Source organism: Spirosoma utsteinense (genome assembly GCF_014282275.1).
In the GTDB taxonomy this organism is placed as follows: domain Bacteria; phylum Bacteroidota; class Bacteroidia; order Cytophagales; family Spirosomataceae; genus Spirosoma; species Spirosoma utsteinense.
In genome coordinates this window covers 1-20,702 of sequence record NZ_VFIA01000062.1, presented here as the reverse complement: position 1 = coordinate 20,702, position 20,702 = coordinate 1, and the positions used below count along the sequence as shown (strand labels likewise).

Annotated in this window: 20 protein-coding genes; 17 read left to right on the top strand and 3 right to left on the bottom strand. The window is 48.4% G+C overall.

The window, feature by feature from the left end:
* The first annotated feature begins 671 nt into the window (after positions 1–671).
* From FH603_RS25870 to FH603_RS25810, 14 genes are all read left to right on the top strand, one after another.
* Positions 672–1,262 (top strand): RNA polymerase sigma factor, encoded by a 591-nt coding sequence (locus tag FH603_RS25870; RefSeq protein WP_186741784.1) that lies wholly within the window; start codon positions 672–674, stop codon positions 1,260–1,262.
* A gap of 12 nt (positions 1,263–1,274) precedes the next feature.
* Entirely contained in the window at positions 1,275–2,363 is a 1,089-nt protein-coding gene (locus FH603_RS25865; protein WP_186741782.1) for a FecR family protein, read from the top strand.
* A gap of 94 nt (positions 2,364–2,457) precedes the next feature.
* Positions 2,458–5,928: a SusC/RagA family TonB-linked outer membrane protein gene (locus FH603_RS25860; protein WP_186741780.1), complete on the top strand. Its 3,471-nt coding sequence runs from the start codon at positions 2,458–2,460 to the stop codon at positions 5,926–5,928.
* A 25-nt stretch (positions 5,929–5,953) separates the two neighbouring features.
* A complete protein-coding gene (locus FH603_RS25855) occupies positions 5,954–7,462 on the top strand; it encodes a RagB/SusD family nutrient uptake outer membrane protein (RefSeq protein ID WP_186741778.1) in 1,509 nt (502 codons plus the stop codon).
* 5 nt (positions 7,463–7,467) lie between these two features.
* Complete coding sequence (locus tag FH603_RS25850) at positions 7,468–8,184, top strand: 3-keto-disaccharide hydrolase (RefSeq protein ID WP_186741776.1); 717 nt, start codon at positions 7,468–7,470, stop codon at positions 8,182–8,184.
* Positions 8,185–8,193: 9 nt separating this feature from the next.
* Positions 8,194–9,540 (top strand): Gfo/Idh/MocA family oxidoreductase, encoded by a 1,347-nt coding sequence (locus tag FH603_RS25845; protein ID WP_186741774.1) that lies wholly within the window; start codon positions 8,194–8,196, stop codon positions 9,538–9,540.
* Positions 9,541–9,921: 381 nt separating this feature from the next.
* Positions 9,922–10,326: a type II RES/Xre toxin-antitoxin system antitoxin gene (gene parS, locus FH603_RS25840; RefSeq protein ID WP_186741789.1), complete on the top strand. Its 405-nt coding sequence runs from the start codon at positions 9,922–9,924 to the stop codon at positions 10,324–10,326.
* A gap of 8 nt (positions 10,327–10,334) precedes the next feature.
* Entirely contained in the window at positions 10,335–10,832 is a 498-nt protein-coding gene (locus tag FH603_RS25835) for an RES family NAD+ phosphorylase (protein WP_186741772.1), read from the top strand.
* 188 nt (positions 10,833–11,020) lie between these two features.
* Positions 11,021–11,179 (top strand): hypothetical protein, encoded by a 159-nt coding sequence (locus FH603_RS28785; RefSeq protein WP_235985602.1) that lies wholly within the window; start codon positions 11,021–11,023, stop codon positions 11,177–11,179.
* Between the two features lie 28 nt (positions 11,180–11,207).
* Positions 11,208–11,468, top strand: coding sequence for an IS3 family transposase (locus FH603_RS25830; protein WP_235985603.1), 261 nt, complete (start codon positions 11,208–11,210; stop codon positions 11,466–11,468).
* A gap of 273 nt (positions 11,469–11,741) precedes the next feature.
* Complete coding sequence (locus FH603_RS25825; protein WP_186741769.1) at positions 11,742–12,866, top strand: IS110 family RNA-guided transposase; 1,125 nt, start codon at positions 11,742–11,744, stop codon at positions 12,864–12,866.
* Positions 12,867–12,930: 64 nt separating this feature from the next.
* Positions 12,931–13,218 (top strand): DDE-type integrase/transposase/recombinase, encoded by a 288-nt coding sequence (locus FH603_RS29355; protein ID WP_186741786.1) that lies wholly within the window; start codon positions 12,931–12,933, stop codon positions 13,216–13,218.
* Between the two features lie 734 nt (positions 13,219–13,952).
* Entirely contained in the window at positions 13,953–14,342 is a 390-nt protein-coding gene (locus tag FH603_RS25815) for a hypothetical protein (protein WP_186741767.1), read from the top strand.
* A 259-nt stretch (positions 14,343–14,601) separates the two neighbouring features.
* A complete protein-coding gene (locus FH603_RS25810) occupies positions 14,602–15,798 on the top strand; it encodes a hypothetical protein (RefSeq protein ID WP_186741765.1) in 1,197 nt (398 codons plus the stop codon).
* Between the two features lie 564 nt (positions 15,799–16,362).
* On the opposite strand, the gene FH603_RS25805 is transcribed toward FH603_RS25810, so the two are convergent.
* Both FH603_RS25805 and FH603_RS25800 read right to left on the bottom strand, forming a co-directional pair.
* Positions 16,363–16,635 carry a hypothetical protein gene (locus tag FH603_RS25805; protein ID WP_186741763.1) on the bottom strand — a complete coding sequence of 91 codons (273 nt, stop codon included), beginning with the start codon at positions 16,633–16,635 and terminating at the stop codon, positions 16,363–16,365.
* A gap of 8 nt (positions 16,636–16,643) precedes the next feature.
* Positions 16,644–16,832 carry a hypothetical protein gene (locus FH603_RS25800; RefSeq protein WP_186741760.1) on the bottom strand — a complete coding sequence of 63 codons (189 nt, stop codon included), beginning with the start codon at positions 16,830–16,832 and terminating at the stop codon, positions 16,644–16,646.
* Positions 16,833–17,295: 463 nt separating this feature from the next.
* Here FH603_RS25800 and FH603_RS25795 point away from each other — a divergent pair, with 463 nt between their 5' ends.
* The 3 genes from FH603_RS25795 (at position 17,296) to FH603_RS25785 (ending at position 19,940) form a co-directional block, all read left to right on the top strand.
* Positions 17,296–18,279, top strand: coding sequence for a gliding motility protein GldB-related protein (locus FH603_RS25795; protein ID WP_186741758.1), 984 nt, complete (start codon positions 17,296–17,298; stop codon positions 18,277–18,279).
* Between the two features lie 275 nt (positions 18,280–18,554).
* Positions 18,555–18,809: a hypothetical protein gene (locus FH603_RS25790; RefSeq protein WP_186741756.1), complete on the top strand. Its 255-nt coding sequence runs from the start codon at positions 18,555–18,557 to the stop codon at positions 18,807–18,809.
* 396 nt (positions 18,810–19,205) lie between these two features.
* Entirely contained in the window at positions 19,206–19,940 is a 735-nt protein-coding gene (locus FH603_RS25785; RefSeq protein WP_186741754.1) for a hypothetical protein, read from the top strand.
* A gap of 70 nt (positions 19,941–20,010) precedes the next feature.
* On the opposite strand, the gene FH603_RS25780 is transcribed toward FH603_RS25785, so the two are convergent.
* The gene (locus tag FH603_RS25780; protein WP_186741752.1) at positions 20,011–20,409 is read right to left on the bottom strand and encodes a hypothetical protein; all 399 of its coding nucleotides are present in this window, start codon (positions 20,407–20,409) and stop codon (positions 20,011–20,013) included.
* Between the last annotated feature and the right edge of the window lie 293 nt (positions 20,410–20,702).

Here is a 20,702-nt window from a genome sequence, read left to right as displayed (position 1 = left end):
CAAAGCCTATCGCTTAGCGCCCAGCCCGCCGGTCTGCTGTTGCTGCGGGTCAGTACACCCAGTCAAAGCCAGATACTGAAAGTGCTCAACCGGTAGGCAGCGTTTACCAGGATGGAGAGCGGCCGCATCAAGTCAAATGATGCGGCCGCTTTTTTGCTGTCTTACCCGTGATTTATTTGGACGTTTTTCTGAACGGGAGTAGACAAAGAGCCCTGTTGTGAACACTTTATACCTTTCATGTATCAAAGCCTATCGCGCAGTGACATCTACCAATTCAAAAGCTCCCATTGAATACAGAACCTGTTTTGAGATCTTTTAATGGAAAGAAATCAACTGTTCCGATACCAGTGAAACGGATTTTAACCCCATAAATTTGGTGGGAGGCTGCTTGTAACTCGTTTTGTAGACTTGTCGATTGTTAATAAAGATAGTTGCCTTTTGGTCGATAACCCTATCCGTCGTATTCTCGTGACGGTCTGATCATCTTGTAAAACAGGCCTATAATTATGTTCGGTACAATGAGGCCCTTCATTCGACATATTTTAAAATATTTCTAGAAAAAAAGGATTAAAATCGTTAAGCCCGGGCATTAGTAAATAGAGGCCTTCGTTTAAGTCAGCGAAATCCACAGATTATTTAATTCTTGCTCCACTTAACCGTTTATAATCCCTGTGTTAAATCCCTGTCCTAATACCGACTTGTGGTACGCCTTTCGACAGGGGGATCGGGCGGCTTTTCAACAGATTTATGCTTTGTACGCCCGTGATTTGCTCAACTACGGCTTCAAGGTGACCCGTGATGTGTCCCTTATTGAGGATAGTATCCATGATCTGTTCATCGAACTTTGGCAAAGCCGGGCTAACCTGAGTCACACGGATTCCATTCGATTCTACCTGTTCAGGTCCCTGCGCAACAAGATCACCAAAACACGCAATCGGGATTTGTTCTTTCAGGCATCCGATATCAACGACGCACCTATGGTGATCGATGATTTTATCATTGAAAATACCCTCATTGAAGGCGAAGAAAGTCATCGCATTAATCAGTTGCTGCTCAAAAGTTTCGCGCTGCTCACACCCCGTCAGCAGGAAGCCCTGAACCTGCGCTTTTACCAGCACTTCAGCAACGAAGAAATCGCCCAGATCATGGGTGTCAATTATCAATCGGCTTGCCGGTTTATCTACGCAGGCCTCAAAACGCTGCGCGAAGTTGTCCGAATCATGTGTATAGGCTTGCTGTGGGTGAGACTGGAGGGATTTTAAGGATACAACACTATGAATTATTATTTATTAGACGCGGAAGACTTGGCTGCCGACGACTATTTTAAAGAATGGGTCAGTTCGCCCACTCCAGATGCGGATGCGTTCTGGAAGACGTTTCTGCACGACTATCCCGAGCGGTATTACCAGATTGAAGAGGCCCGTCAATTAGTAACGGCTCTTCGGGAAATTCAAGACCAGCCGGAACAAACAGCCCGCGTCGAAGGCATCTGGAAACGAATCGAGCAGACACTGGAACCCGCGCAGCCGGCACGCCTGATCCAGGGAATAAACTGGCTGCGGGGGTGGCAGGTGGCGGCACTATTGCTCATGACGCTTAGCGCCGGATGGCTGGGATTGAATCGGCTAAAAGGCAGCCCGGCTCCCAAAGATGGACTGGTTCAAGCCAATAATGATTGGATCGAAACCCTAAATGAAGCCAGTCAGAGTATGCAGATTCAACTCGCCGATGGCAGTCTGGTCAAGCTACTGCAAGGGGGGCGGCTTCGGTATCGAAAGGAACTGGTGGGTCCCCAACGCGAAGTTTACCTAACGGGAGAGGCCTTCTTTCAGGTCCGTAAGAACCCGACCAGACCCTTTATCGTGTATGCTAATGGGCTGGTGACCAAAGTGCTTGGAACCAGTTTTCGGATCAACGCGCCGGTCAATGCCTCAACGGTGACGGTTGATGTGAAGACCGGCCGGGTTTCGGTCTATGCGAATCAGCCGAGCCGGGTACAGGACCCCGAGTCGAAAGGAATGGTGCTGACACCTAACCAGAAAGCTGTCTTTCACCGTGACGCGGCTACACTCGACAAAATACTGGTCGACAGCCCAAGCCTGCTTATCTCCCGAAAAGAATCACAACAGTTTGTCTTTGAAGACACACCCGTAGCCCAAATTTTTAGTGCCATCGAGCGGGCGTACGGGGTGGATGTCATTTTTGACGAGGAGGTGATGCAGCATTGTAGCCTCACGTTGAGCCTGGATGACGAAGACCTTTTTCAGAAACTGGACGTCATCTGCAAAGTGCTGAACGCTCAGTATAAACTCATCGATGCACAAATTGTCATTTATAGTGAAGGCTGTCGGAAGTCTATGTAAATATGTCAATCAACCCAATTATGAAATACACCTAATTCCATAATGAGGTCTGGTAAGGCTTCTAGTCTTAACGGTAAACAAAATTAGCACTCCCATGAAAAAACCAATACCAGTTCAAACCCTGCTTTATTGTATGAAACTCTCGGTGCTACAGGTATGTCTGGCCATGACCTTCACGGGTGTTTCGCTGGCACTCGATGTTACCGCTCAGGAGATATTGGCGAAACGGGTAAGTTTCCGGCTGGAAAACCAGGACTTACGCAAGGTGTTCAAGGAAATCGAACAGCAGACCAATATCCGATTTGCCTTTCGCTCGCAGGTAATTCCCTTCGATCAGAAAACGACCATCATTGTGTCGAACGAACCGCTGGGTGCCGTGCTGAATAAGGTAATCAAACCGCTCCGGCTCCGCTACCAAGTCGTAGGTCGTCAGATTATCATCGGCCCAGTTCCTCCGCCACAGTCCGAACCGGAGGCTTCCATGCGGCTCATGAACGGACGTATTGCGTTGCTGGCTACGGCTGAGCAGACCGTTACGGGCACCGTATCAGATGAAGGGGGCGTTACCTTGCCGGGGGTAAGCGTGGTCATAAAAGGTACCACCCGCGGAACGTCGACGGATGCCGAAGGGGCGTTTCGGCTCGTCGTGCCCGATGCCCAGGCAATACTGGTATTTTCCTATGTTGGCTACGAACCCCAAGAGGTTAGCATTAACAACCAGACTTCTTTTAAGATTACTTTGAAAGCCGATAGTAAATCCCTGAATGAGGTGGTTGTCGTGGGTTACGGTACGCAGAAAAAAGCTGACCTCACCGGTGCCATTGCCACCATATCGGCAGATAAGTTAAAGAATAGACCCGCCGTATCCTACGGCGAAGCGCTGGTCGGCCAAATGGCCGGGGTACAGGTGCAGCAGACCAACGGGGCACCCGGTGGCGAAGGGCTAACGATCCGGGTGCGGGGTACGGGCTCTATCTCGGCCACCAGTTCACCCCTTTACGTGATTGATGGCTACCCAATTGACGGAAATGCCTTTTCGCTTGTAAATCCGTCGGATGTTGAGAGTATTCAGGTGCTGAAAGATGCGTCGTCTACGGCTATTTACGGCTCACGCGGGGCCAATGGCGTCGTGATCGTGACTACCAAGAAAGGGAGCATTGGCGCGCCGACCATTTCCTACAATGCCTTTTATGGTATTCAGCAGGTAGCCAAGAAGATGGATGTCATGAACACCCGTGAATACCTCCAGTTTTTCAAGGATGGTCATAATCAAGCCTGGCTAGACCGGGCTCCACTGCCCGGCGATGCGCCCCACATCATCAATGACCCCAATTCAGTTCGGGAAAAATATACCAATTCCAACTTTTACGTCATTCCCGAAAGCTTTAACGACCCGAACAATTTTGCCGACATCAACTGGCAGGACCAGATTTTCCGGACGGCACCAACCCAACGTCACGAGTTATCCGTAAGCGGGGGCGTCGACAAAACGCGGTATGCGGTGTCGGGCGGCTACACCAATCAGCAGGGTATCCAGATCAACAGCGATTACAAACGGTACAATCTGCGCACGAACCTTACTTCGAACCTGAGCAAAAAGCTGGAAGTGGGGGTGTCTATCAGCGGCTATTATTCAGAAAACAATAATGTCGATAACGGGAAAGACAGCCCCTTGTCCTACTCCGTTTATCTGCCCCCGATCTATCCGCTCCAAAACCCCGATGGTACCTTAGGCTCACAGGTACGCAATCCGGAGATCTGGGCGGGCGACGTAGCAAACCCGGTCGGTATTGCCCAAAGTATTACCAATTACACTAGCCGCAACGGCTTTATTGCCTCAGCCTACGGTCAGTATGAGATCATTGACGGCCTCCGGTACCGGATAAGCCTGAATGCCACCATGGAGAACCGGAGGTTGAAATACTACCGCCCTTCGTTTGTGGATCTCGACGGCTCCCGGGCACCAAGGACAGCCGACGCCCGAAATGAAACCTGGCTCGACCGGAACTGGCTCATCGAACATACGCTGAATTACAGCAAAACTTTATTTGCCAAACACAGCTTTAACCTGTTGGCAGGCTACACAGCCCAAAAGTCGTTTGGTGAGTACGCCAGGGTCAATGCTCAAAACTTCCCCAACGATGTGGTTCGCACGCTGAGTGCCGGTCAGATCGTGGGCGGGACAAATACGGAATATCAGAACTCACTGATTTCTTACCTGGGTCGTTTTAACTACGCCTATGACGATAAGTACCTGCTGACGGCCAGTATCCGAACCGACGGTTCGTCCCGGTTTGGGTCCAATAACAAATGGGGCACGTTTCCATCTGTTTCGGCAGGCTGGCGAGTGAGCGGAGAATCATTCATGCGCGACATGCGCACCGTTAGCGACCTGAAAATTCGGGCCAGCTGGGGTCTGGTGGGCAATAATCGCATTGGCGATTACGACGCCATTGCCCGTACCGGCAACAGTTATAATGTGCTGAACAACACACTGGTCAATTCGGTCGATCCGATCAACTACCCGAATCCCGACCTCGGATGGGAGAAAACCCGGCAGTGGAACATCGGCTTTGACCTGGGGCTGCTCAACGAACGCATCCGACTCGAGGCCGACTTCTATAACAGCCGTTCCGTCGATCTGCTACTCAGCGTACCGGTACCTACCCTGAGTGGTTATGCCACCCAGTTGCAAAACATCGGCCAACTGGAGAACAAGGGCATGGAATATATGATCAGGACGCGCAACCTGGTGGGTGCATTTAAGTGGTCGACCGACGCTAATATCTCCTTCAACAAGAATAAAGTACTGGCGCTGGGACCCGACAGGCGGCCTATTTATGCCGGAGCGGCCAATGCGGGCAACACCTTTATCACGACCATCGGTCAGCCCATTGCCACGTTTTTCGGCTACCAATACGACGGTATTTTCAAAAACCAGGCTGAGTTGGATGCCGCTCCGCATTTGGCCAACGACCACCCCGGCGACCCACGCTACGTCGACACGAACAAGGATGGGATAATCAATGCGGACGACAAAACCTTCCTGGGAAATAATCAACCCAATTTCATCTTTGGTTTCAGCAATGATTTTTCCTATAAAGGCTTTGACCTCAATCTGCAGCTGACCGGTTCGCAGGGGGCTAAACTATTCAGCTTCTTCAACCGGATGGTGGGTATTTACCACGGCGACCGGAATGGACTTGTCAAGTTAAATGACCGCTGGCGTTCGGAGACTGAGCCTGGCTCGGGCACGATTCTGCGGGCCAACCGTGACCCCAAAGGGCTGCAAAAAGAACCCTCCAGCTACTGGGTAGAAGATGGCTCTTTCGTACGCATCCGGAATATATCCCTCGGGTATAATTTTAACAGTTCCCTGCTCAAGCAGCTACGGCTTAAAGGATTACGAGTTTACGTAACGGGACAGAATCTGTACACCTTCACGAAGTATCCCGGTTTCGACCCGGAAACGAGCAGCGAGGGCGGCAGTCTGTCGCGCGGTGGCGATTATTTGGGGTACCCGGCTGCCCGCACCCTCATTGCTGGTCTTAACGTAACGTTTTAATTACCCTCTACTTAACGAGTTACCCATGAAGCGATTTATTCTACTGGCCCTGCTGACGATGGCCTCTCTTTCCTGCCGCAAGGAATTTATTGATCTCCAGCCCATTTCGGAAATGAACGCGGGCACTTTTTATAAGACCGAACAGGATATGAACCAGGCGGTGATGTCGCCCTATGCCTCCCTGCGAGCTCTTTATAATCAGGCTTTTATCTACGTGAGCGAGATTCGTTCGGATAATACGACCTTTTCGTGGGTTCCGGGCAACTCCAAAGACATGACCTCCATCGACAACTTCGGGGATGTACTGCTGTCGGATAACGGATATGTGCTGACAGTCTGGAACAACGCCTATAATACCATTCTGCGTTGTAATCTCGTGCTGGACAAGATCGACGCTGTTTCGTTCAAAGACCCTAAGCTGAAAGAACAGTACAAAGCCGAGGCAAAATTCATTCGGGCATTAACGTACTTCTGGCTGGTTCGCGTGTATGGCGATGTTCCCAAAGTCGAAAAGCAGTTGTCGGTGAACGAGGCCTATTCCCTGGGGCGTGCGCCAACACCGGAGATTTACGATCTGATTGTGGCCGATCTGACATTTGCCGAAGCGAATCTGCCCGCTTCCTACCCAGCCGTCGATAAAGGACGGGCAACCTTGGGTGGGGCTAAAGGACTGCTGGCCAAAGTATACATGACTATGGCTGGATATCCTCTGAAAAAAGGGGCGGCCTACTATGCTCTGGCAGAAACAAAAGCGCTGGAAGTAATCAACAATTCGCAGTATTCGCTCGTCCCGGATTACAAGACCCTGTTCGACGTAACCAAGAAAAACAGTTCCGAGTCGTTGTTTGAAGTGCAGTATAAAAAAGGCGGAACTAATACGGGTAGCCCCTGGAACAACGATTTTGCCCCCCGGTTCTCAAATAAGGAAGTCGTGCTGGTGGGCGATAAAAGCGGATTTAATGCCCCAACGCCGAGCATATCCAGCGCTTATGAGGCCGGTGATCCGCGAAAAGTAATTTCGATGAGCGACGGCTATGTATCCGTAGCAACGGGTAAAGCCGTCAATGAAAAATATGTAAAGAAATATTACGATGTATCGTTCAGTGCGTCGGACAATGACAACAACTGGATTGAACTGCGACTGGCCGATACGTATCTGCTGTACGCCGAAGCATTGGTTCGGCAGGGTAAACAACAGGATGTGGCCCTGAACTATCTGAATAAAATTCGTCAGCGGGCCAGAAATAGCACGGGTGCAACAGCCGGTATATTGTCCGATTACAAACCTTTTACATCCGAAGGTGACTTTTTGCTGGCTATCGAGAAAGAACGACGCGTGGAACTGGCTTTCGAAAATCATCGGTGGTTCGACCTGGTCCGAACCGAACGGGCAAAAGAGGTGATGACCCAGGAACAAACGGAACAAACGGGATTTAGTCCAGCTGCCTGGAACAACAACATGCTACTGTTTCCCATTCCGCTACAGGTCATTCAGTCCAACCCGGAAAAAATCAAACAAAATCCTGGCTACTAGAACGAATGAAATTAAAAAGCAAGCATGTACTGCTCGGCGGGCTAGTTATCTGGATAATGGGGGCCGCCCCGGTAGTCGCCCAGCAGGCCAATACATTGACGCGTCAGGAGAAAAAAGATGGCTGGGCTCTCCTGTTCGACGGTGCCAGCACATCGGGCTGGACTACCCCCGGCGGTAAGCCGGTTCCGGCTGGCTGGGTCGCCGAAAACGGAACGCTAACGGCTAAGAAAAGTGCCAAAGGGGGCGACATCATCACCATCGGCGAATACGCCGATTTCGACCTGAAGCTCGATTACAACATCGAAGCCACAGGCAACAGTGGGGTCAAGTATTTTTATACGAAGTACGAAACGGGTGGGAACCTGGGTATGGAATACCAGATTCTGGACGACAAACTGGCGGAAGATAACAAGAAGGAGAATCACCTCACGGGCTCCTTTTACGACGCCATACCGCCCGATGCGACCCGCAAAAAGGTAAACAAACCAGGGCAATGGAACACCGTACGTATTGTGGCCAAAGGCCGGCAGGTCGAACACTGGCTGAACGGGATAAAAATTCTGGAATTTACGCGGGGCAGTGCGCTCTTTACGGAAGCTGTTGCGCTGAGCAAGTTTAATAAGACAGTGCCTGCCTTCGGGACCGTTGAGAAAGGCCGTATTCTCTTGCAGGAACACGGGAGTGAAATTTCATTCAGGAATATCAAAATCAAGGCGTTATAAGTCAATTTCATGCAGAATAGACGTGATTTTATCAAGCTAGCAGCTGCCGGTTCGGCAGGCATGGCCGTGGGCGGAACCGCGTTTGGCTTCAGTGCCAAAAGCTACAACCGAATCATTGGGGCCAATGAACTGGTGCGGGTTGCCACGATTGGGGTCAACAGCCGGGGTAACAGCATGGGCGGCACCATTTCCGGTCAAAAATTCGCCGAGGTAGGTACTGTCTGCGATGTGGACGAACGAGCCATTCCGAAGGCGATCGAAACGATCCTGAAAACCAAGCAGACCCTGAAGCCCAAGTCCGAAAAAGACTGCCGACGGGTGCTGGAAGACAAATCCATCGACGCTATTTACATCGCCACCCCCGATCACTGGCACGCTCCCTTAACAATCATGGGCTGCCAGGCCGGTAAGCACGTGTACGTCGAAAAGCCATTGAGCCATAACCCACGGGAAGGGGAGATGGCCATTGCCGCAGCCCGAAAATACAACCGCGTGGTTCAGATGGGTGCCCAACGGCGTTCGGCACCTACCTTAACGAAGGGTATCGAAGAGCTGCACAATGGCGTCATTGGCCGGGTGTACCTCGCCAAAACCTGGTACACCAACAAACGGAAGGCGACGAACCTGAAACCGGGAACGGTGCCGTCCTGGCTCGATTATGATTTATGGCAGGGTCCCGCGCCACGGGTTGCGTATCAGGAAGGCCTGATTCACTACGACTGGCACTGGTTCTGGCATTGGGGTACCGGCGAAGCCCTCAACAACGGCACCCATGAGGTCGATGTGGCTCGCTGGGGACTTGGCGTCGACTTCCCGACACGGGTCAGCTCTGTAGGCGGACGGTACGAGTTTAAAGACGACTGGCAAACGCCCGATACACAGATCGTTATTATGGATTATCCAAATCGGGTATCCCTGATGTGGGAATCCAGAAGCTCAAACGGGCGTAAAATTGAGGGCCTGGACCGGGGAATCATCTTCTACGGCGAGAACGGAAGCCTGGACACCGGTGGGGATAGCTATAAAGTCTACGACCTAGATGGCAAGCTGGTGAAGGACGTTAAACCCGCCGTAGCTGAAAGCGATATGCAGGGGCGTAACACAGCTAGTCCCAGTCTGGGTATGGATAGTCTGCACGTGGCTGATTTCCTCGCTTCAATCAAAAATAACCGTCGCCCCAACTGCGATGTCGAACTGGGTTACAAGAGTGTGGTCGCCATGCAACTGGGCAATATTGCCTGGCGGGTTGGTCGGGATCTGAAAATTGACCCCAAAAACGGGCATATTCTCGGCGATAAAGAGGCTCAGAAACTTTGGGGGCGTGAATATGAAAAAGGCTGGGAACCTAAGGTCTAAATGCGTAGGGTACTTATAAGGTGTCTTGTCCTTGGTATTCAATCGTGCCTGCACAATCGGATGATTTTAGGACGATACATCCTGATTTTATCCCGGTGGGAATCTGACGTTTTTCTGGACGGTGGCTGAGTAGGAAGGGTGTGGCCTAAATCCGGCCTTTCAGCGTTCAATAAATCCGTTCAATTTAGTCGTTCAGCGTTTTGAAGCTCTGCACCGTTTATTTGGACGGTTTTAACTTGAAGCATCAATGCCTTAGTATTGGGCAAGTCGAAGTGAATTCCAGTAAAGTATAATCACAACCATGTTGCTCGCCTAACATCTAGCCATTCGTTGTAAATGTGCCAAATGGCGGTTACCTTAGTGACACCAAATAAAAAGCGAATGGAATTAAGTGTGAATACAGAATGGACAGGCGATGGCTTTGACATTGTCGAACAATCTAGGGCGGGCTTAAGTCGTGCCAAAGCTGACGAGGTGGCCAGGCCTATTGGGCTAACCGATAAAGAGATGGCGCGCATTCTGAATCTCTCGGAGCGTACCTTACATCGGCTACGCCCTGAGGCTCGATTAGATAGCAATGCTTCAGAGCGACTACTCTTACTGGAAGTGTTGATTAAGCACGGACTAGATGTATTTGATGGGCGTACCGACGTACTGGACCGCTGGCTGCATGGGCCTTTACCGGAACTCCGTCGCCAGGCACCTGTTACGCTTTTAGATACCACCACTGGTTTTGGTATGGTTCACACCGTGTTGGGGCGGATTGAGCATGGCATCTACTCCTGAGATTTGGCATGACCTCCACTGAATCACCGGCACGTGTGTACCGGCTTATTAAAGAACGCTTTCTGAGTACGCCCCTCTCGGCAGAAGGAGCGCGACGATTAGGGGGTCGCTGGAATCCGCCTGGTGTGGGTATTCTTTACACCTCCGCTAGCCCTGAATTGGCCTTGCTGGAACAGATCGTCCACTTACGATCATTACCCTATAGCGACTTACCCCGACTCGTACTCTTGACGCTGGTATTACCCGAACAGCCACGTTTACTCGATGCGTCAGATTTGCCGACTGATTGGCGAGACGAAGCGGATTTTAGTGTGAATCATCAGACAATAGCCACCTGGTTGGCTAAGCCTGATGTGCTAGCTATTGGTGTTCCTTCTGCAGTGGTACCGGACTCCTTTAACTACCTGCTTCACCCGGCACACGCATCATTCAAGGAAATAATCGTAGCCCGAACGTCCGTTTTCCCAATAGACGCTCGTTTGTGGAAAGGTACCGACAGCCTTTGATAGGTACTGAATAGATTGACTTAGCTCGAACAGGGTAATATACGAGTACAAAAGCTAAGCGTAACCTTACTTAAACGCTCGTTTAATACATGTTAAATGGCATACTGTCTTAACCCCCTGAATGACTGGACAAAATTGTAAAAACAGGTAGTGCGCCACTGCGATTAGTCCTTTTACATTCAGATATCATGAGCAAAATAAGGCGGAGTTTTACTCCCGAAGACCGCTATTCCATCGTCCAGGAAGCCATCCGGGACGGCCATGCCGAGACTTCTCGCAAGTACAGCCTATCACCTTCGCTGCTTCGCAGCACGGAGCGTGTCTTACTACCAACCTCAATCCGGTAGGCCTGGGGCACGGCCCAGCCAGGCGACTATGAAACTGGATGGGTCGTGGGCAGTCAATCAGCTGGTAGTGAGCAGTATACGGCAACTGCTGGACGTTGAATTCAATGCACTTAGCTACGAATACATCACCCACGAGTTGAAAAAAGAGTACTTGGTCAACAAGAAGAAGGTGTATCGGCTGATGAAGGAACATAATTTGCTTCTAGGCAAAGTGATCCGACCGACGGGCAAACGGGAGTTCGTTAAATTCAGACGAATTGAAGCGACCAGGCCTTTGGAATACCTGTGACGGTTCGCCGTTCATATCTTTGTTTCCAGTTGATTTTATCCAAAACAGTACAAATTTTGGGTGAGGTCTGACAAGGCTAGCCAGCACCCTGAGTTTCGCCGCTAGTACGTGTAAACGATACTGAATCGCTGGTTGCTCTGGCTAGCTTGTTTTTTCCCTGTAGCTTCAACAGTACCTATAGACGTAGTCACCTGGTTACGATCTGGCATGCATGTGCAACAGCGGGAAAAGGCGGTCGGTCCACCAACATGTTCATCCTTTATCCCCTTTCGTATGCAACTGCTTCGGTATTGTGTTGGTCTGGACATCAGCAAAGATTCGCTTCAAGTTTGCCTATCGGTAATTGACACCAATGGGCGAGTGGTCGTCAAGGGATCAACGAAAGTAGCTAACAAGCCAGCTGCTTTTGCTCAATTGGAACCCTGGGTTAGTAAACATTGCAAAACGGACAACCTACCGCTCCGCTACATAATGGAATCGACGGGTGTTTACCATGAGGCTATCGCCTGGTATCTTTATCAGAAAGATCAAGCGGTCTGTATTTTGCTTCCCAACAAAGCCAAGCATTACCTAAAGAGCCTGGGCTACAAATCCAAGAATGACAAAATTGACGCTCAGGGATTGGCTCGGATGGGGTTAGAACAACAGCTCACACTGTGGAAGCCGTTATCTAAAAACATCTACAGCTTACGCTTGCTGACCCGTCAGCATCAGCGGTTCCAAGAGTGGAAAACTCAATGTCGCAATCAGCAACATGCGCTGGATTATAGTGCGATAGGCGATGACTTTATCACAAAACAGAACGCTAAACTACTAGCCGTCTATGATCAACAGCTCGAAGCCCTGGAGAAGGCAATCCAGAAGTTAATCGAGGAGGATACCGTTTTGAAAGCACAAGTTGAGCGGCTTACAGCCATCAAAGGCTTAGCCATGCTGTCAGTAGCGGTACTGATTGCAGAAACCAATGGGTTCGAGGGCTTCGCTAACCAGCGCCAATTAGTCAGTTACGCGGGTTATGATGTGATCGAAAATCAATCGGGCAACCGGTCAGGTAAAACGCGCATTTCTAAAAAGGGTAACAGTCGCATTCGCCGTATTCTGCACTTGCCGGCCTTTAATGCGGTTCGCTTCGGAGAACCTAGTTGCCAGGCACTTTACGAGCGGGTTTATCAGAAGACCAACACCAAGATGAAGGCCTACGTAGCCGTTCAAAAGAAGTTACTTCTATTAGCTTATGGATTGTGGCGTCATCAAACAATGTATGATCCAATGCATTCGATTCAGGCAAAAAGAGAAACCCTATCAACTAGTAAGTCGGATCAGAATGACAAAAAAATAGTCCCGACTAGCGGGACTACACAGGATCAATCCACCGTGGCGGAGTTGTCCTTTGGATGAATCAAAGATATTGAAAAAATCCTAACCTAAAATTTGATTTTCACGACAGTACCAGCGATGGGACATCAAATATGTCTGGGTACAGGGGGAACGAAGGAATTACTATCTGCTGAGTGTCATTGATGTGTATAGCCGCAAAATTCTGGACTGGTTGTTTCAAAGCAACATTCGTCAAATTGACTTAATCAATCTTTTTCGACGAATAAACCGGAGCCATGAACTGAAAGGGGTCATTTTGCGCCATGACAATGGCAGTCAATTCATCGCTCATTCAGTGCGTAACTTTTTGAAAAGCTCAGATATCAAACAGGAATTCACTCACGTAGCCACTCCTGAAGAGAACTCGTATTGAGCGGGGCGCCGGAGCGTGCTTTTCACAGTATTCTGGAACATGATGTCATCGAACGAAATGAGTTTACCAGCTATTATGAATCGGACGGCCGAAGCCGCCAAAGAAATGCTAGGACGTTATTTTTCCCATTACAACCGCCGGGCGGCCCCGCAGCATCGGCTACATCGTTCGATTGGCTTCATAACACCTCAGCAGAAATGAGAAGAAGTACAGGTAGTTTACGACACAACCTTTTCAGAAAATCTGTCCAGTTAATAGGGGGCTAACACAATTACCGTGGTGCTTTTCATGGTTTTGACCTCGTTAAGTATGGCTGTTACTTTAGCTGGCATGCAACGTTATTTGAAATGAAACCCCATTCCCTGTGGGCAGCTCTCCGGCGACAGGCTGCACGCCAGTAGGTCAAGTGTTCAGCCCAACCAAATGAGTGTGTAAAGGTTCAGGTACGTGTGTTCAGTTAAGTGACTTGCACACCATCAACACTTATTGGCGTTGGGTGAACACAACAGGATGGGCTTCAAATTCCAATTTCCGGGCGACAGTTTAAACGCCCCGCGTGGGCAAGTTTGGACTTCCACTTTGGCGTTTCGGTCGACAGGTTGCAGACCGCAGCAGTCAGGCTTTTTTGCTCGTTAGTCGGGCTCCGGTTGACACGATAAAAGCTGAGCAAGGAAGCCTGGCAGGATAGCTGAACTTTGGTTGACACAAGATACTTTTGCGGTTGTCAGGTCAATATGGAAAAGCACAAACCCTACGAACAAATATTTGGTCACAAAGAGGACTTCAAAGTAAAGTATCGCTTTTATAAGCTTGAAGAGGGAGGACGATACATTCTTCCAAATCAAGGAATTCGCTCAGACTTTTGGTATGAAGATCCAGACCATGAGCATAATTGGCTTTTCATGATCTATCCCGAATTTGAAGATGAGAATGGTGATTTAATTGAAGGCATGGTTAATCAGGAAGGCATTGCCCGAATGTGGATTTTGTCACCTGACAACAGGCTATATCATCAGCAACGTATTAAAGTTGGTACTATCGGCTACTTTAGAGAAGGTAGTAAACGTACCGGTATTTGTGAGATTATTGAACTAGTTGGCTTACATAAAAACCCAGTCGTTTAATTTTGTTATCAGGCAAACTACCTGTGACAAGACGCTCGTCCCATAAGACGCTTGGCAGCCCAACTCAAACAGGGGTGTAAAGGTGCAAGTGGTTTGTGTTTAAGAAAGTAATTCACTCACCATTAATCCCTGCGGGCGTTGGGTGCGGGTCCATAAAATGCTTGCGGAGTTGGTTCCGGTCGACAGGTTGCAGAGCTCAGGTTTAAGCTTCGGTTCCTAGGTTTCGGCTGACAGGGTGCACGTCTAAACTAATTTTCAGATGAAAATAATAGTTCTTATTAGCTCTCTTGCTATTTCAATGACTACCCAGGCCCAAGTGTACAAAGAGCGTATTGGATTTACGCTGGAAAGCATTGCCGAGATAGATATTGGCTGGATAAAAATTTATAATCGCCCAATTACCCCAACAGGAAAAACCTTAAGTACCAGAGTTTATAGTGCTAAACAAATTGGGTATAGCCAGCAATTTATTGAATGGATGCAGCAATCGTACTTACCCAAAGGTTGCCTGGATGGTGCAGGCTATTATCAAAATGCTATTCCAAAATTCAGTGGCACGAATAGTCTTCTCGGCAATGCCATTAATGAACACTTAGCGGCTCTGCCTCATATGTATGGTGCATTTTCAAGAATGTATATGTATTTGAAAAAAGACGAAAATGGGAAATTTGTACCACAAAACAACTTCGCAGCCTATTGGAGGATTGAAGCAAACCAACTGCAACACATCAGCATGCCCGTATCGTTTATTTCAAGTGCTGACGATTATTATTTTGTGATTCCCGATTTCAGTAGTAATTCAAAAGGGTACAGCTACGATGACAAAGCCGCGAGCAATTTAATGAACTTTGATAAATACTTAAAGGACTATAAACACTTTTACATCCCACCAAAAATTGTTGAAGACGACCAGCAATACGTTGTGATACTGTCAAAAAACAATGAACTTCCATTTGAAAAAGTAACTATTGGCGAGTTTTTTACGCAAGCTGAAAAGCAGTTTCCAGGTTGGCAAAAAATAACCCCCGTGTCAACAGAAAATTTTTCTTTGGCTCAAAAAAATCTCACTCGGCTAAAAGAGAACTATAAATCTAAATGGAATAATATCGCTGAAATCAAACTCTCCAATAATCAAATCGAGCTACAAGATTTTGTAAATGCAAAAGAAGGTAATACGGATATATTTGATAACCTGGATATTTATGGTAAGGAAGGAGCAATGCCAACTTTTCCCATTTTAAAAGTAAAAAAAACAGCATTAGCTCTTTGTAAAACAGACCAGCCGCAGTGGCTTGTCATCAGATGGACGATGGGAATGCCCAACGCGTCATTCAATAAATATTTACACGAATCAATCTTAAATAACTTTAATTTCGATTATGTGTATAATTATTTCTTCGGAAAGAATAAGGTTGTAGAAGTTTATAAGCCGCTTAGATCACCTACTGGTAAATAACGGCAAATTTAGTTCTGCCTAAGTATTTAGCTCTCTGGAGACAGGCAACAGGCCACAAGGTCAACGTTTTCAGCCCAATCTACCAGGTGTGTAAAGGCTCCTACGTCGCCATCAACACATGGGGGCGTTGGGTGTTCCCATTCATTTAAGTGGCGTGGGCGGGTTCCGGACGCCAAGTTAACTAATTGGTAATGACTCTTATCTGCTGATTTATTGCGTTTCGTCTGACAGGCCAACGTCCGTTTGACAGCACGTTTTGACAGGCTTGCCACTTACCGGGTGACAGGTCAAAGTCTTGTGGATAGCACGTTTACAAATGCGTTTTGTGCGACAGAGGAACGTACTTGAGCGGGATCGCTTGACATGCTCCGGCCTCTCTCGGCTTGTTCGGTTGTGTACTTGTTTGGTTAGCGCTGCTGTGGCGTGTTACTTCTGACAGGATTATATGATCATAAGCACGTTGCTGGCTTCGCTGCTGCCCAAACTTCGGTACAAGGAACGTACCTACGGTGGGCTTTCGCTCATTCGACAGGCCCAACTTAGCGGGACAGAACGTATAAATAGCTACTTGTAGGCTTGATTACGAACCAGTCGTAAGTCGTTGAGTTCGGGCAATGTTTGGGTACAATCGGCAGGAATGATGCCCCGTGCAATCCAGTTGGTGACCACCTGCGTAGTGAGTTGGTAACGTTCCGCATAGCGTTTGATAGTGAGCCATTCGGCTAGATCAACTGTCTTGCCAGTGGCGGGTAGCAAAGCAATAGCCGCGTCAGACTCGTGGCGGTAGTGAGCAAGATCACGCTCAGTATCAGTGGGAAGTTGTGTCAGTGTTGCCATCTTATCAGTTATTCGTCGTCTACTTTTTCCTGTTTAAGTTCTTCTACTATTCGTTTATGGGTGAGGTAGCGGTTGATCCACTCGGTTTCTTGGTCTTTGGCTTCCAACTCGTAATAGTGTTTATCAAGGTAGGCTTTGGCATGATCGCGTTGGGTCTCGTGAGTACGAATCAAAAAATCGAGTTGTCGGCGGTTCATTGGGTAGCGCAATAACGCTGGCAAGCTACAAACTGTTTCGCAACAACACAAACAAATGGCTCTGCTGCTCGGTTTGACAACCTCAGCTTCTCTCGGCTTGTTTGGTTGTGTACGTTGTTGGTCAGCTTTGCGGGGTCCACTGACCTCTGACAAGAATCACTCGGGCATGCCAGCGCGGCAGCCCAACGTAGGCAAAGGTGAAAATGTGGAACGTACCTGATGGTGGCCAATCTTGCTTTCCTCATCAGCCTTTGCGGATGTTGGGTGCGGGTCCATCAAGTGCTTGTTTGCCAGTGTCTCGGCGACAGGAAATAGTCCGCAGAAGTTAGGCTTTTTATTCGTTAGCCGGATTTCATGCGACAATTTGAACGCCCTGTCAGGCAGGTTTTGTACCTTTATTTCTTGGTTCCGGCTGATAGGGCGAACGCTCTATCGTAATAGGTTTTAATTAGTAAGCTAAAGCATGAAATCACTTTTATATTTTGCTGTTATCTTAATTTATTCAGTCGGCATCAGTCATAAAGCAGATGGTCAGGTAAAATTACACACCGAAGATTTGCCACATTTTTATGAAGCCTTCGACAGTGTAATGACGACCAAAGACACGCTAAAACAAGCGGACTTTGTTCAAAAACTATACGTGGATAAGGCAAGTGTAGGCTTGAAAGAATTTATGGAGTTACGAGGTGGCAGTACACAAACATGGAGAAAATTTATTGAGGATAATAAGTCATCACTGATTGAAAAAAGACCCTGGATACTTTCAGTATTGAGCCAGGAGACAGAAATAAGAAACAGAATAGCTTTGTTCAAAAAATATTACCCTGATTTTCGTGATGGTGACATCTATTTTTGCGTTGGAATTGGCAATTCAGGCGGTACGATACGTGACAGGACAGTTTATATCGGAACAGAAGTAGCTGCTGGTAGTACACCAAACTGGGCTGTTTATTTAGTATTACATGAGTTCGCTCATACCCAACAATGGGTTCAACGAAATATTAATTCTTTGAATCAAAACGAAAAACTTGGTCAGGAGTATGAACGTACTCACCAAAACCTGTTAGGGAAATGTCTGGAGGAAGGAATGGCTGATTTTGTTGCAGAGTTAGTGTTAGGCCAACAATTATCAGTAGTTAATCCCGATGGTTATATTGCTTTTGGTTTAAAACATGAGCAAACTATCTGGATCCAATACCAAAAGGAAATGAACCAAAAGTTTGATTATGATAAAGGTTGGTTGTATGCCGAAAAAACTATTGATGATAAGCGGATGAAAGATTTAGGTTATTTTGTAGGCTATCAAATCTGTAAAAGTTTTTACAATAAGGTAAAGGATAAGAAACAAGCGTTGAACTATATGCTTGGTCTAAACCTAACTGACGAGAACTCTAAAAATTTCCTGCTCTTATCCCGCTACAAAGTTCAACGGAAACACGGACAATAAACCCAAAATGAATTTTCGCTTTTTACTCCGCGTGGCCGGGTCTCCGGCGACAGGTTGCAGGTCGCTATGGTAGGCCGACAGCCCAACCGGTCATGTGTGTAAAGACTCCTACGTCGTCATCAGCACATGGAGTGGGTGGTCAGTCCAGGTAAGTAATGTGGTACGGCTCGTTTGACAGGTTAATAGATCGATAATGAGTGTCTTTCGTTGGTGTTTCGCGTCTTAGTCAACCGGTTAAACCCACTGTTTCAGCGTTTTCTTAACCTAAACATAGTATGTTTTCAAGTAAAGACTACTCTAAAATGACACTTGAAGAATTAGTGTTAGAAGAGAAAAAATTGAAATCACAAAAAACTACTATTGCTGTGTTCATCGGTTTTGTAGTTGGCATTGCTGTTTGGTCGGCTACACACAAAGGGGGCTTCCTTACTTTCATTTTGCTAATTTTTGCTTTTCTGATTGGCTCCAGGCATTCAAAAAATTTGAAGGCCATCCAAGCGGAAATAAGTGGTAGGGATACTGTTAGCTGATTAGCTCTGCGGTGGCGTGTTACCTCTGACAGGGGACTTCCGGAGTGCCTAGACCTGAGTTGCACAGCTTACTACGGCACCGCCAGCCAGGGCTACCAGCAAGGCAATGAGCCATTAGGGTCTACAAAAGGCTGAAAAGGCGACCACTGCCGACTACGAAGCACCGGTCGACAACATGCGCACCGGTACGAACGGTGAATTCATACACCGGGGAGAACGAGGTGCCAAGCTCTACTTCAATAAACGTGGCAACAAGATCTATGTAAGCTGTAATCAGTGAACGAACAATCGGTGCCGAAAGGGGTTATGTTGCCTACCGGATAGGAAAAGCCCGTTTTTTTGTACCCGGTCGCCCGATTGGACGAACATCAACCGCGAGCTAGTCAGGCAACGACCATGAAGCAACTTTTTCTCTTTTTATGCCTGCCGTTGCTGGCCAGGGCACAGACGACCACCGATAAGGAGCGCTTCACTGAGCCGTTTATCGCCAGGCACACGGTATTTGCAGGCGTTCAGGTGCCGCTGAACTACACAGTAGGCTACCGATTTCAGCCCAGCCGCCGGCTCTCGGTGCAGGTGCAGGGTGGTCTCATTGCTGCCCCCTTCGACCGCTACACGTTAAGAACGCTGAAAACCTTCGGGTTGAACGCCAATCTGAGCCGGATCATCGAACAGTCGTTTCGGCAGGGTAGCTCGTTGAGCCTGGGCGTTAACCTTCATGCAAACTCGCCCTGGTACGCGGGACTGTTCGGGCAATACGTTCATTTTTCGGCCGGTCCCATCACGCCCGCCGATGGGCTGGGTATTTACTTCAAACAGGACTTTTCCGGGTTTGGGTTGCTGAATTCACCGGCGTTCGTCTTCACCCTGCAATCGAACTGGTGGATCGGAGGACTGCGCATTGGCCGGTCGTTTACGTTTAAAGAGTCCCGTTTCGGCTTGAATACCGAAGTTAGCCTGGGCAAAATTTTAGCCACCCGCAACACGTTTTCCTCAAACCGCTCGTTGGTCGACGGGTTAGGCGTCACACAACGGCTCTACAGCAGCTTGGATAACGAGATTGACGCCAAGCTGCGTCGTAATGGGTTGTTGCCTACGCTAAATGCATTGCTTACCTACCGGCTTCACTAACGCCGGAGCCGGAATTTGCCTTGATAAGCCCCCTGGCGAAATAGCCCGGATTTAGGCCTGCCCATTGGTTTCAGGAACGCCTTCGGTCGCTACTGGCCGATGAAGCAAACCATTGGTTACTTGCCTTAGTGAAAAGCAGTACCGCTGCAATAAGGGTCAAAATGGTCGAGATCAGATCAATAACGGTCGAGCCGGGATGTTGCCCGTACGCTATAGTGAAGCCGCTTAGTGAACTCAGTAAACCCAGTGCTATAATGACAAGCAGGGCAAATCGGGACCAGCGGACCCCCATATGTACCTGACGGAGCAGCCAGAAAACTAGCACGCTTCCCAGCAAAACACCCAGCACAGCACCCCTCGTGTAGTTGCCGGAAAAGGCATAGCCCAACAGTTCGATACCAAGGCAAAGAACCAGTATACGTAGCGCGTTCACAACCGAAGCTGGCCGACGGGCAGATGTAGATGTCATAGCAATAGCCGTTGAAATGAAAAAATAGTTGCCTTTATGGGAATAGACTCGCCCCATTAAGTCTGTTCCGTTATCTGTATTGAATGAAGTGCTTGTTACTCCTTCGTGCTATTGAGTTCGATGCGCTGTTTTTCTCTATGGACTTGGGGGTTGATTGAGCCGCAGCGGTGGACTACAGGACAGCTAGTGCTCTTCCAAATTAATAGTTGAAGTAAAATAGAGTAGCTTTGTAGTATGGGCCAAATCGCTACTCCATTCGTCTTGTCAGAAGCCGATCAGACAACACTTGATCA

Coding starts and splice junctions, on each gene's coding strand:
- FH603_RS25865 (WP_186741782.1), top strand. CDS start 1,275: ATGAATTATTATTTATTAGACGCGGAAGACTTGGCTGCCGACGACTAT.
- FH603_RS25860 (WP_186741780.1), top strand. CDS start 2,458: ATGAAAAAACCAATACCAGTTCAAACCCTGCTTTATTGTATGAAACTC.
- FH603_RS25855 (WP_186741778.1), top strand. CDS start 5,954: ATGAAGCGATTTATTCTACTGGCCCTGCTGACGATGGCCTCTCTTTCC.
- FH603_RS25850 (WP_186741776.1), top strand. CDS start 7,468: ATGAAATTAAAAAGCAAGCATGTACTGCTCGGCGGGCTAGTTATCTGG.
- FH603_RS25845 (WP_186741774.1), top strand. CDS start 8,194: ATGCAGAATAGACGTGATTTTATCAAGCTAGCAGCTGCCGGTTCGGCA.
- parS (WP_186741789.1), top strand. CDS start 9,922: ATGGAATTAAGTGTGAATACAGAATGGACAGGCGATGGCTTTGACATT.
- FH603_RS25835 (WP_186741772.1), top strand. CDS start 10,335: ATGACCTCCACTGAATCACCGGCACGTGTGTACCGGCTTATTAAAGAA.
- FH603_RS28785 (WP_235985602.1), top strand. CDS start 11,021: ATGAGCAAAATAAGGCGGAGTTTTACTCCCGAAGACCGCTATTCCATC.
- FH603_RS25830 (WP_235985603.1), top strand. CDS start 11,208: ATGAAACTGGATGGGTCGTGGGCAGTCAATCAGCTGGTAGTGAGCAGT.
- FH603_RS25825 (WP_186741769.1), top strand. CDS start 11,742: ATGCAACTGCTTCGGTATTGTGTTGGTCTGGACATCAGCAAAGATTCG.
- FH603_RS25815 (WP_186741767.1), top strand. CDS start 13,953: ATGGAAAAGCACAAACCCTACGAACAAATATTTGGTCACAAAGAGGAC.
- FH603_RS25810 (WP_186741765.1), top strand. CDS start 14,602: ATGAAAATAATAGTTCTTATTAGCTCTCTTGCTATTTCAATGACTACC.
- FH603_RS25805 (WP_186741763.1), bottom strand. CDS start 16,635: ATGGCAACACTGACACAACTTCCCACTGATACTGAGCGTGATCTTGCT.
- FH603_RS25800 (WP_186741760.1), bottom strand. CDS start 16,832: ATGAACCGCCGACAACTCGATTTTTTGATTCGTACTCACGAGACCCAA.
- FH603_RS25795 (WP_186741758.1), top strand. CDS start 17,296: ATGAAATCACTTTTATATTTTGCTGTTATCTTAATTTATTCAGTCGGC.
- FH603_RS25790 (WP_186741756.1), top strand. CDS start 18,555: ATGTTTTCAAGTAAAGACTACTCTAAAATGACACTTGAAGAATTAGTG.
- FH603_RS25785 (WP_186741754.1), top strand. CDS start 19,206: ATGAAGCAACTTTTTCTCTTTTTATGCCTGCCGTTGCTGGCCAGGGCA.
- FH603_RS25780 (WP_186741752.1), bottom strand. CDS start 20,409: ATGACATCTACATCTGCCCGTCGGCCAGCTTCGGTTGTGAACGCGCTA.